Source organism: Algoriphagus sp. SE2 (genome assembly GCF_039563885.1).
In the GTDB taxonomy this organism is placed as follows: Bacteria; Bacteroidota; Bacteroidia; order Cytophagales; family Cyclobacteriaceae; genus Algoriphagus.
The window spans coordinates 80,956-92,774 of the sequence record NZ_JBCLWJ010000004.1 but is presented as its reverse complement, the minus strand read 5'-3'; the positions used below and the strand labels follow the sequence as shown (position 1 = coordinate 92,774).

At 36.1% G+C, this 11,819-nt stretch carries 12 protein-coding genes; 2 read left to right on the top strand and 10 right to left on the bottom strand.

Annotation, left to right across the window (positions count from 1 at the left end; translation table 11 throughout):
• Nucleotides 1-103 precede the first annotated feature (103 nt).
• Nucleotides 104-379 (top strand): hypothetical protein, encoded by a 276-nt coding sequence (locus AAGF08_RS06365; RefSeq protein ID WP_343510310.1) that lies wholly within the window; start codon nucleotides 104-106, stop codon nucleotides 377-379.
• A gap of 6 nt (nucleotides 380-385) precedes the next feature.
• Here AAGF08_RS06365 and AAGF08_RS06360 read toward each other — a convergent pair whose 3' ends face one another.
• The 7 genes from AAGF08_RS06360 to AAGF08_RS06330 form a co-directional block, all read right to left on the bottom strand.
• On the bottom strand, nucleotides 386-1,249 hold the full coding sequence (locus AAGF08_RS06360) for a nucleoside phosphorylase (RefSeq protein ID WP_343510309.1): 864 nt from the start codon (nucleotides 1,247-1,249) through the stop codon (nucleotides 386-388).
• 4 nt (nucleotides 1,250-1,253) lie between these two features.
• The gene (locus AAGF08_RS06355) at nucleotides 1,254-2,225 is read right to left on the bottom strand and encodes a rhodanese-related sulfurtransferase (protein WP_343510308.1); all 972 of its coding nucleotides are present in this window, start codon (nucleotides 2,223-2,225) and stop codon (nucleotides 1,254-1,256) included.
• Between the two features lie 104 nt (nucleotides 2,226-2,329).
• On the bottom strand, nucleotides 2,330-2,968 hold the full coding sequence (locus AAGF08_RS06350) for an acetyltransferase (RefSeq protein ID WP_343510307.1): 639 nt from the start codon (nucleotides 2,966-2,968) through the stop codon (nucleotides 2,330-2,332).
• A 55-nt stretch (nucleotides 2,969-3,023) separates the two neighbouring features.
• Nucleotides 3,024-4,346, bottom strand: a complete 1,323-nt coding sequence (locus AAGF08_RS06345; protein WP_343510305.1) for a DUF2851 family protein — start codon at nucleotides 4,344-4,346, stop codon at nucleotides 3,024-3,026.
• Nucleotides 4,347-4,413: 67 nt separating this feature from the next.
• On the bottom strand, nucleotides 4,414-5,232 hold the full coding sequence (gene pyrF, locus AAGF08_RS06340; protein WP_343510303.1) for an orotidine-5'-phosphate decarboxylase: 819 nt from the start codon (nucleotides 5,230-5,232) through the stop codon (nucleotides 4,414-4,416).
• Nucleotides 5,233-5,281: 49 nt separating this feature from the next.
• A complete protein-coding gene (locus tag AAGF08_RS06335; RefSeq protein WP_343510302.1) occupies nucleotides 5,282-6,169 on the bottom strand; it encodes a lysylphosphatidylglycerol synthase transmembrane domain-containing protein in 888 nt (295 codons plus the stop codon).
• 46 nt (nucleotides 6,170-6,215) lie between these two features.
• On the bottom strand, nucleotides 6,216-7,181 hold the full coding sequence (locus AAGF08_RS06330) for a glycosyltransferase family 2 protein (RefSeq protein WP_343510301.1): 966 nt from the start codon (nucleotides 7,179-7,181) through the stop codon (nucleotides 6,216-6,218).
• A 119-nt stretch (nucleotides 7,182-7,300) separates the two neighbouring features.
• On the opposite strand from AAGF08_RS06330, the gene AAGF08_RS06325 reads away from it, so the two are divergent.
• On the top strand, nucleotides 7,301-8,971 hold the full coding sequence (locus tag AAGF08_RS06325; protein ID WP_343510300.1) for a glycosyltransferase family 39 protein: 1,671 nt from the start codon (nucleotides 7,301-7,303) through the stop codon (nucleotides 8,969-8,971).
• Nucleotide 8,972: 1 nt separating this feature from the next.
• Here the strand turns inward: AAGF08_RS06325 and AAGF08_RS06320 are convergent, their stop codons facing one another.
• The 3 genes from AAGF08_RS06320 to AAGF08_RS06310 all read right to left on the bottom strand — a co-directional run bounded on the left by AAGF08_RS06320 (nucleotide 8,973) and on the right by AAGF08_RS06310 (nucleotide 11,781).
• Nucleotides 8,973-10,487 carry a glycosyltransferase family 39 protein gene (locus tag AAGF08_RS06320; RefSeq protein WP_343510299.1) on the bottom strand — a complete coding sequence of 505 codons (1,515 nt, stop codon included), beginning with the start codon at nucleotides 10,485-10,487 and terminating at the stop codon, nucleotides 8,973-8,975.
• 68 nt (nucleotides 10,488-10,555) lie between these two features.
• Nucleotides 10,556-10,861, bottom strand: coding sequence for a ribosome-associated translation inhibitor RaiA (gene raiA, locus AAGF08_RS06315; protein WP_343510551.1), 306 nt, complete (start codon nucleotides 10,859-10,861; stop codon nucleotides 10,556-10,558).
• 35 nt (nucleotides 10,862-10,896) lie between these two features.
• Complete coding sequence (locus tag AAGF08_RS06310) at nucleotides 10,897-11,781, bottom strand: tyrosine-type recombinase/integrase (protein ID WP_343510298.1); 885 nt, start codon at nucleotides 11,779-11,781, stop codon at nucleotides 10,897-10,899.
• Nucleotides 11,782-11,819: the final 38 nt, after the last annotated feature.

The window sequence follows — 11,819 nt, the reverse complement described above, 5'->3', positions numbered from 1 at the left end:
ATTGTATTTAAAATGATAAAATAAGTATTAATACGTATTGAATTACCCTACTTTTTAATATAGCTTTGATATCGTAAAACTATATAAACCAACTTTTTGTATCATGAAAATCACATCTCCTAAAGGCAATTTCAAGATTATTCAAACGATAAAAAATCGCGATGAATTACTTATTCTAGGATCTTGGACTGATATCGTAGGTCAATTTGAAAGTGACAGAACTTTTCTAGTAAATAAAGCCGAAGGATTATTTGGCATTTATTTGAGCAAGCAAGAATGCAATGAATTCATAAATCAGCTAATGATGGCAATAGATTATAATGAATGGGAAGACTTTAGACTGGAAGAGGTTTCTTCCTTCAATAGATATATAGCGTAAGGGTGATTATTTTTTAATGAACAACTTGAGCGCTGTGCGGATTAATAAATCCACAGTTTTTTCAGGCTCTTTATCAAACTCCCCTTTATTCCTATTGGCAATGATCGCGTTTAAACTTAACACTTCGTGGCCCAGCAATGCCCCCAAGGCATAATAACCTGCTGTTTCCATTTCGAAGTTGGTGAGTTTTTCTCGAGAAATTTCCAAAGATGAAAGCTTTTCTAACATGTTATCGAGTTTTGGCTTCAACCTGACAGTCCTTCCTTGAGGGGCATAGAAACCTGGGCAGGTCAAGGTAATTCCCATTCTAAATCTAGAATCAAGCTTTTCTAATAATAGTTGACTTGCTTCTGCTTGATAGGGATAAAAGTCTAGATTGAGCTCCTTCTTTATCAAGTTTCCCCATACTTGAGAATTCGAAAGATTGGGATAGAATTGCATCAACGTATCCAGCCCTATTGCTTTTGATGAAGCAAGGAGGCTGCCAACAGGAATATCGTATTGCATAGCCCCTGATGTCCCCAGCCTGATTATCTGAAGTGATTTATTGATAGGCTTAACTTCCCTGGTTTCTAAATTTATATTAACCAAGGCATCGAGCTCAGTCATTAGAATCTCAATATTATCAGTTCCCATCCCGGTACTCATCACAGTCACCCTTGTTTTTCCAATTCTCCCTGTATGTGTTATAAATTCTCTTTTTTGTGTTTTGAATTCTATTTCATCAAAATATTGAGAAACTAACTGAACTCGGTCTGGATCTCCGACAGTAAAAATAAGAGAAGCCAGATTTTCTGGCTTCAAATGTAAATGATATACGCTCCCGTCAGCATTTAAAATAAGTTCGGATGGTGCAATCTCTTTTCTCACACTCTTAGAGGGTAACTTGATCTTTGGATTTATTGCGTTTTAGACCTTTATAAGGATTATATCCATTAGTATTTTTTTGATAATAACCTGTTCCGTCATAAGGTCTTTTTTCTGGATTTTCCTTGCACTCAACTGAACAAGCTCCTTCCATTTTCCATCCGCATTCCTCGCACATTGGAATGTGCGCATTACAAGTTTGATTAGCGCAATTGACCATTCTGTCAGAATTAGTACCACAGACATGACATTTAGAAATTACCTTAGGATTTACTTTATTTACATCCACAGCAATTCTGTTGTCAAAAACATAGCATTTACCCTCAAAATCCTCTCCACCTGCTTCCATTCCGTATTTTATAATACCACCATGAAGCTGATATACGTCCTCAAAACCTTGCTCTAACAAAAAAGCTGAAGCCTTCTCGCATTTTATTCCCCCTGTACAATAAGTCAATACTTTCTTGTTTTTTAGGTGTTCCAATTCTTTTACCTTTTCAGGAAAATCACGGAAGTTATCAATATCTAGAGTCAAAGCATTCTTAAACCTTCCCAACTCATGTTCGTAATTTGACCGAACATCAAGAATGACCACATCTTCTTGATCTTTTAATTTCTTGAATTCTACGGGATCAAGATGTTTTCCTGTTTTTACATTTGGATCCAAATGCCTCAGAGCTGAGTGAACAATCTCAGGTTTATATCTTACATGAATTTTCGTGAATGCATGTTTATCATGTTCATCAATTTTAAATTCTGTTTTTGAAAATCTTGAATCCGCATGTATATAATTCATATACTTTTCGCAGTCTTCTTTTAAGCCAGAAACGGTTCCGTTCAAGCCCTCATCAGAGATAATAATCCTACCTCTAATGTTATTCTCTACACAAAATAGATGATGTTGTTCTCGATACTCCTCAGGATTCTCAATCCTTGCGTAACAGTAATACAGGAGAATTTGATAATTGTTGTTGTCCATAACTTTAGCCCTGTTTCGGCAGGGTGTTTGGGTTTTACGAAATATGATCCTGAAAAATTCAGGAAAAACTAAGATTTGAAATTAATAAAATCAAGTATGATAATTTAGGATTTAATTTTTGCAGCAGGATTACCAAATACTGTTTCATTTGCTCCAACAGATGAAATTACGACTGAACCTGCTCCAACTCTGGCATTTTTGCCAATACTCACACCAGAAACAATTGTAACTCCTGAGCCAATAAATGCTCCTTCTTCAATAGTAACTTCAGAATTTATTATTGAGCCTGCTCCAACTTGAACGAAATCTCCAAGTTTTGCTTTGTGATCAATAATTGCTCCTGAATGAAGGATACAATGTTGGCCAATTTCTGCCCCTGCACCTATGGTCACTTTAGCGTTGATGAAATTACCGTGACCTATCACAGCATCGGTAGAAATATAGGCTGTCTGGTGAATGGCATTAATCGGCTGCACTTTTCTACGTTCGTTCAGTAGCTCTACCAAAAACTTTCGGTATTTAACATCATCCACAGCTACAAAGGATTCAACCTTCTTCCCGATCAACTTAAGAAAGCCATCGTCTTCTGGATTCCCTAACACCGAAACGGTATTTATTTCTGTACCATGAAGGCTTTCATCTTCGTCCAAGAAACCATAGACAATGACTTGATTACTATTAAATATTTCAAGAGCTGGATGAGCAATACCTTTTGCTCCTAAAATAATTACTGGTTTTTCCATGTTTTTTTCCTTTTCGGAGTGCAAAAGTACGGGAAATCATATGCTTACGCAAAGTTCATTCAATTTCTCTCTTAATCAAACTTTGCGCAACCTTGCATTGTAGACATTTTTTGGGTTGGCAGTAATTTTTGTAAAGACCAATCATACCTTGAGAATCAAATGCATTAGTTGGGTCCCAATTTGCAGATTGAAATTTTTTAATGATATGATTCTTTTCTGAAGCAACTTCCTGAAGTAAATCAAAGCACCTTTCCTGCCACTCCAATTGCTGAAAATATCTTCCATAAGCAAACCAAACAGGAATCACAAAATTGATGATCAAGAGTTGCAAAACTGTATCTGAAATTCCTTTTGAGACATTTCTATCTGAAGATTTCCCAAAAGAATAATGATACTGCCAATAATCACTGGGCTTGATTTGTAAAAGTTTTTTGAAAGAATTAAAATCCCTGGAATCCTCCATAATTGCACTGAGCAAATTAGGCGCATTCGACAAAATAGATGCTAATTGGGCAATCCTTAGGGTTGGAAAATTACTTGGTCTTACTCCCATAAAAAACCATTGTTGACGGATCATCGGGTTATCCCACCTATATTTCTTTTTGTAAAACTCATATTCTTTAATCAGATATGAAGTATATGGTTCTTTTGACTCTGAGGGCAATAAACCAGCTTGACCAAATAAAATCGCCTCCAAAAGCGGTAATTTATCCCGATGTTTTAAAAGCGTTTTATAGGGAATTTTGATAGCTAACTCACCCATAGAATTCGCATTGGTCTTAAAACCAAAACTGATAAAAAGCCATTGATAACAGGTCTCTTCCCAATCTCCTTTATTTGTTTCCAATAATCCTAAAATCAATTCGGATTTTTCTTGAAGCCGCTCCACTAAAGCTTTTTCCAAAGTCGAAAATCGGATTATATCTGGGACTTGGCTTACTGCATGAAAACAGGGTAAATCTGATTTGTAATCCAAAAGTCTTTCATAATTTCTCCAGATATTTAAATAAATTTTGCCTTTCAATTCAACCGTCGGCATCAACGTACCATCATTTCTATAGACAGGTTTATTATTTTCCCATACGACATGAAGGATGACAGAATTATAAGCTGGATCGCCTCCATGGGCATGTAATTTCCAATCTGACGCAAACTTATGAACCTCAACATGGCCATAGAGATCCACTCCATCAACAATAATTTTTGAGTCTAGAAAATCAGGTCCTTCACCTTGATTATGAAATCCAACCTGGATTACCTGTACATTTTCTCCATTGGATGTTTGAAAATTTCTCTTGTCAAAGTATTGAAACTTCCAGACCAGTTGTAAAAAGTCTTCTCTGAAAATCATAAAAGTATTACCTAAAAGTTTCTTCAATGTAAGAAAAAGTTTAAAAACAAAAAAGCCAGTTTAAACTGGCTTCATTTATCTGCAAAATCAATAATCATTTCAAATATCTATCTAACAATTCTTCCATTTCCTGTTGAAGTTTAAAGGCTTCTTTTCTAGCTGCCTGACCAAAGTCTTTCCCATCTGATGCATAAATAATTCCTCTACTGGAATTCACTAAAAGTCCACAGGTAGAATTCATTCCAAACCTCGCAACATCCGTTAAGCTTCCTCCTTGAGCTCCAACTCCCGGAACTAATAAAAAATGATCTGGCACCACTTTTCTTACTTCTCCAATTAGTTCTCCACGAGTTGCACCAACCACATACATCATGTTTTCAGGATTTCCCCAATTCTGGCTTTTCTCCAATACGGACTTATACAAAGGTTTCCCCTCCCCATCTTTTATCAATTGAAAATCCACAGAACCAGAGTTTGAGGTTAAGGCAAGCAGAATAACCCATTTGTTTTCAAACTCCAAAAATGGTTTTACACTATCCACACCCATGTATGGTGCTACTGTCACTGAGTCGAAATCCATTTTCTCAAAGAATGCTCTTGCATATAACTTTGAGGTATTTCCAATATCACCTCTTTTTGCATCTGCAATGGTGAAAATATTTTCCGGAATGAGTTCATTGATTTTTTGAAGCGTCTCCCAACCATGAGGACCTAAAGCTTCAAAAAAAGCGATATTAGGTTTATATGCCACGGCAAAGTCCGAGGTTTGTTCTATAATCTCCTTACAGAAAGTATAAATAGGATCCTTTTCTGTCTTCAGATGATTTGGTATTTTTTCGATATCTGCGTCTAAGCCGACACATAAAAAGGAAGATTTTTTCTGAATTTCTGAGAAAAGTTCGGCTTTGGTCATTGCTTTTTAAGATTTTAGCAAAGGTAAGAAAATGATTTTTGGAAGGGGTTTAATTTTCAGCCTTAGGGAGCTTATATTTTATAAATGCACCACATAAAGAAACGAGAGCAGAAATTAAAAAGAAGATCAAACTAAAAGCAACCGCCGTAGCTTCATCGATGCCGACATAGGTATGAGCATAAATAAAGACCAACTCACGGGCGCCAACTCCACCAATAGTCAAAGGCAATGCAGCAACAATCGATGAAAGCAAAAACACCAATTGGTATGCAAGGATATTTTCTGAAATACCCAAACTCCATAGGATAAATAAAGCACAAATTATCTGGGTCATTTGACCTGCCAAAGACCACGCATTGGCAGACCAAAAAGAAGGTAGAAAGTCAGTAAAAAACATCTTTTGAAGGAACCAAAAAAGTGGAATGGTTACGATTATACCTATAAGCATCAAGCCATTCCATAGGGTTGTTTCCAAGAATTCAACTTGAACTTCGACAAGAAGAAATAACCAAAAAAGTAAAAAGATAATCGCTACCAAACCTCCTAATCGGTCAAGTAAAGAAGCTTGAATCAGTTTTTTGACCGGGGTCTTAAATTGTTTATTCAGTAGGTAAACTTTGTACCCATCTCCACCAATTCCCCCTGGCAGGAAAAGATTATAAAACATCCCTATGAGATATAGCTTGAGGTTCAACCGTTCTGATATATATAAATTAATAGTCCTAAAATACCTGTTTAAACGGAATGCCGTAAAAACTTTACTTAATGCAAATAAAATCAATACCGGCACCAGCCATATCCAGTTAAGAGTCTTTACTATTTCCCATAACTGATCTGAGTCTATTTTCCGAAAAACAAGAAAAATAGCCAAAGCGGTTAAAAGGAGCTTTAGTATAGTTTTAAGCTTATCTCCTAATCTTTTCGATTCTTTTTTCAAAGGGCTTGTATTCTATTCTAAAAAAAATTAAGTGGTTTATTAGATGTTAGGCTGTAATTGAGTCAGCTTGAACACCTCCTTGAAAAACCGATTTAATGGTATAGGTAGTTTTATCCTGGGACTCGAAGTAGGTTCTAACGATAATCTCCGCAATAATTCCTGTGGTAATAAACTGAATGCCTCCAAGTAACAGAATGAATCCTAAAATCATGATTGGCCTGCCCCAAATATCCTCACCCATAATTTTTAAAATCAGCAGATAGAAGTTGATCAAAACTCCAATCAAAAATGCGACTATTCCAATTCCTCCGAACAAATGAATCGGCCTTTGGAAATACTTTTGAAAAAAGAGCATCAAAATCAAATCAGCCATTACTTTAAAAGTTCTGCTTAATCCATATTTTGACTCACCATGAATTCTTGGATGATGCTTTACATCCATTTCTGTCATTCGGGCTCCTTGTTGCTTTGCCAATACCGGGATAAATCGATGAAGTTCTCCATATAAACCCATCCCTTGAGCGATTTCTGCCTTATATACCCGAAGCGTACAACCATAATCTTTTAAATAGACTTTCGTGGTATTTCGAATTACCCAATTAGCAATTTTACTGGGGATTTTACGTAGAACAAAGCCATCTTTCCTGTTTGCCCTTCGGCCAGCTACTACATCCCAGTCTTCATTAATTGCCATATTAAGCATGACTGGTATGTCTGTCGGATCATTTTGCAGATCCCCATCCATTGTGGCTATATATTCCCCTTTGGCCATATCGATGCCTGCCGCCAAAGCTGTTGTCTGACCATAATTCCGATTAAAAATAATCAGTTTAGTTCGCTCATTTGCATATTTTTTAACTTCAGAAACAGTCCGATCAGTAGAACCGTCTTCAATTAAAATCACTTCATAATTTATCTCTGAAAGAGCTGAATATGTGGCTTCCAAAAGAGGTTTGATATTTTCTTCTTCGTTGTAGACGGTTATGACTACCGACAGTTGGGGCTTGCTCATGCTTTTTAATTTGCTCAAAAATACGGTAAAATACTTCCTTTGACAATAAAGCGGTCCTTCACTCTAGGAAGCCGAAGAAAATTTGGTGTGACAAAGTACATTCATTCTATCTTTGCAACATGTCAATAAAAGAATTCCAAATTAATCCATGGATCGTGATGGCTGCTTTTGCCATCTTGGTTGGCCCATTTGCATTGAGCTTCCATATGCATTTCCCAGACGAAATGTATTATACTGATGCAGCAGTAAAAATGCTTCAAAACGGGGACTATTTGACCACATATTTGGGAAATGGCGAGCTTAGGTTTAGAAAACCAATTGGAACTTATTGGGTAGTACTTGCTGGATTTAAAATATTTGGAGTCAGTGCCTTTTCTTCAAGAATATTCTTTTTGATCGCTGGATCTTTAACTGTTGGGTTTACTTATTGGCTCGCAAAAATTCTTTTTGAGGATAAAAAAATAGCTGGAATTTCAGCTTTGATCATTGCTGCCAACCCAGTTTTAATTTTTGCCGCTACCCGCTCTATTCCAGACATACTATTAGGTTTGACTATGACTTCAAGTGCTATAGGATTTGGGGGATTAATTCGATTTGGGAATCAGACTCCTAAAAAATATCTATGGCTTCTTTATATCAGTTTAGCACTAGCATTTGAGGTCAAAGGGCTTCCTGCCGCCGCTCTGGGAGGTATTGGTATTATATATTTATTATCTAATCCGTGGCAAAGAGTTTCATTCAAAACATTACTACACCTACCCTCCATTGTATTAGCTATTATTATTGGTCTTTTTTGGTTTGTAGCCATGTGGAAAATTCATGGCCCCACCTATTTAGATAGCTTCTTAGAAGACCAAGTCGGTGGTAGGGTAACTTCCAGATATTTATTAATTCTAAAAAATGGGTTCTTAGCTACCATTAATCTTTTTGCAATTTATTTACCATGGATTCTTTTGGCTTCTCCAAATCTTAAAAAAAGTATCAAATTGACTTGGGACGAAAACAAAGTTTTCTTTGGATTCGCCTTACTTTGGGGATTAGCGATTCTTGGAATGGGGGCTTTAACAACTAAATTCTATGAACGTTATTTATTGCCTGTCTCACCGGTAATAGCAGTTTTATTAGCTTGGATCTTGGTAAGGGGAGAATTTGAATTTAGGAGAAAAGGCCTTCAGGTAAGCACCTGGATATTTTTGTTACTAGGAGCGGTCATAGGTCTCTTCTCAGTTTGGTTGAATATCAATTTAGGAAGTAGTCTTCTCATTTACCTTCAATTAGCTTTGGGTCTAATAATCTGGATTTATCTTTTTAGACTGACCTTAACACATCAAAAGCTACCAAAAGCACTTTCCTATTCAGTTTTACTCCTGTTTTTTATCCTTTCTACAGGCACAGCAAAAATCTCACTTCCTGAGCAAGGAGAGCAAGTTTCAAAATTTGTTCATACAAATAGAATCAGCCCCACAGAGAAGATAGGATTCGTCGGTAATATCCATACAAGTAGTAAAATTCGCGTTTATTTGGGACCTGATTTTTATATGACAGATATCACTGGAGAAAAAGTATTGACTGATGAGGAATTGATGAAGAAGGCTAAAGAATTCAAACATCTTATCGTGGAAGATAAATACCTTGAAAAACTGAATTTTGACCAATACGAGATCAAAACAGCATCTGTAAATTGGGATTCCAAGCGTATTCCCTTCTTACTCCAAAATATTGGAAGCCCCAATTTCAATTCCCTTTTGGAAGAAAACGGGAAAATCTATTATTGGCTACAAAAAAAATGAATCAATAGGTCTCTGGCTGATAAGGATGGAATTCTATCAAGCCTTGCCAAAACTGAATTTTTGCAGACCGCAGGTGTTCGCCTCTAAAAAAAACCTGAAATTCTTCCTCATATAATAAAGAATCAAATTGGGCAAAATCCCCAGTTGAATCATAATTCCAGCTTACAAAAATACCAACATTATCTTTGTTTAAAAATTGTTCCATCCCAGGCCAGAGATCAAACTGGTTCTTTCTAGCACCCATATTCAGCATGTATGTTTGTGGGTTATCGTTAAGATAAAATGACATTTCTGAAGCCATATGATAGGTCTCTGAGAAAACAAAAACATCTTTTAACCTCAAGCTATCTTTAAGATAGTCCACTCTTCCAGCTAAAGGATCATATCCAGACATCCTTTTAAATAATTGCCTTTCTCCTTTTTTTATTGGTGGGATGGATTTAAAAAATGTAAAATCCGGTAAAATCAGAATTAGAGGTAAACAAATACTAATAGCTACACCCCAGTTCCTCAGCTTCAAAAATGTCTGAGATTGATTTACTATCCAAGCACTTACTATGATGGCTAAACCTGAGTAGGTAAAAACAGGCCAGTTTACCAGTATCTGGGTAAAGAAACTAAGGAATCCAAAAGAAATAAAGGTCAATAATACGGGAAGGATCAAGTAAAATTTTTTCTGACTTTTGAACTTAAATACATTTTTAATAGAACCCACGATCAACGGAAGTAAAAAAACCGAGACCATGACTAATTGTCCTCCCATATATTCTGCAAACTGGATCAGTGCTTTTCCAAATAAAAATCCAGAATCATTCCCAGATTCTTTTCCTGCACCAGCTAAATTTGCGAGATGTTTGAACGTCAGAAAATCATTTTGGAAGTTCCATATGAACATAGGTAAAAAGCCTAGAAACATTACAGAACTAAAAAGAACCAAATTTTTCCAATTCTTTGCCAAAGTATTTTGCTGTATGAGAAACAAAAAAATAAATGGGAATGCCAAAACCATAGCGGCTTTTGCCATCAAACCAAGAGCAGCAGCAAAGCCGGCAAAAATCCACCATCGTTTTTTCTTCTCCGAATGAGCTCTATAAAGAAAATAAACTGTCAAAGACCAAAAAAATGTTAGGGAGGTGTCTGTTGTATGGAAAGTTGAAATCAACCACCAAAATGGCATCGCCTGTAAAATAAGTGAGGCCCAAAACCCTACTTTTTCTCCATATAAGTAAGTTCCAAATCGATAGGTAATCCAGGAAGTCCCAAGTCCAAAAATTATTGGGTTAAATCGCACTCCAAATTCATTGATCCCAAATAATCCAGTACTTAAGTAGTTTAGATAGGAAATTAAGGGTGGTTTTGAATAATAATGCCATGCTAAATTTCTAGACCAAAGCCAATATTGTGCTTCCTCTGTAAATAGATCAATTTCGGGACGAAATAGAAATAATACCTTAGCAAAAACGATAGTCAAACTGACAATCCAGAAAGAGACGCGATATGATAGTTTTGACTTCATGGGAAAAGTTCGCAAGAAAAAGAAAAACCCTCGGAGTTCCGAGGGTTTGAATAATAATTTAGGGTTTATTACTGCCTGACTAAAACTACTTTTTCCTTATACTTTTTAATTTGTCTTCTCAATCCTTCAATTGCTTCATCAGCGGCCCCTTCGAAAGAATCTGATTGATTCTTTGCAAAAAACTGCTTCCCTGGCACATTAAGCTTGATTTCAACAATTTTATTAGCATTGTTGTCATTTTTATCTAGCCTCATAAAAACCTCACCATCTATAATACGATCATAGTAGGTTTCCAGCTTGTCTGCTTTTTTTTGGATAAAATCGATCAATTTACGATCGGCATCGAAGTGGATTGAGTGCATCTGCAGTTTCATATTCATTTGCATTTAATGGTTGAACAATAATTTATTTACGCTTTTGGATGTGCCTGTTCAAACACAGCCTTGAGTTTTTCTAGTGAATTATGGGTATAGACCTGGGTTGCAGCCAAGTTTGTATGTCCCAGCAAATCTTTGACAGCATTGAGATCTGCTCCTTTATTTAATAAGTGAGTTGCAAAAGTATGTCGCATAACATGTGGGCTACGCTTAGAAGTCTGCGCAAAAAGATCCAGATAATGTCTGACGATACGGTATATCATCATAGGGTAACTTGGCTTTCCATGATTAGTAACAATAAAATAGTCACTTTGAGTAACTTTTGAAAACCTTTCTTCAAATACTTTTTTATACAAAATGATATTTCGAGCAAGCCCTTTTGTAATAGGTATTATTCTTTCTTTTTTCCGCTTTCCTAAAACTTTGATCACCTCTTCCTGAAGATTTATATTTCTCCATTTCAATCCTGTCAATTCTGAAAGACGGACTCCGGTAAGGTACAAAAACTCCATTACCATCCTATCTCGCTGCCCTTCAAAATTATCCTCATAAACACGTTCTTCTAAAACGGAACTAATGGTGTTTTCCTGTAAGAATTCGGGTAGTTTTTTAGGGTTTTTAAGGGAATTTAACTTATAGGTAGGATCCTTAGATATTTCCTTGGATCTGAGCAAAAACTTATAAAAAGATCTAAGAGTGGCAATTTTCCTATTTACTGTGGTGGTACTCAACCCATTCTCTACCAAATCAATCACCCATGCCCGGATTTCTGAGTGGTCTGCTTCTGAAATCTCTTCTTTACCAAATGAAATGGAAATAAATTCCTGGAATTGCTCCAAATCTTTTTGATAAGCCAACACCGTGTGGTTGCTTGATTTTTTTTCGAATTCTAGGTAATTGATAAAAGATTCTAACATGTACAAGATTTACTTTCTAAAAGGTACACGAAAAAACA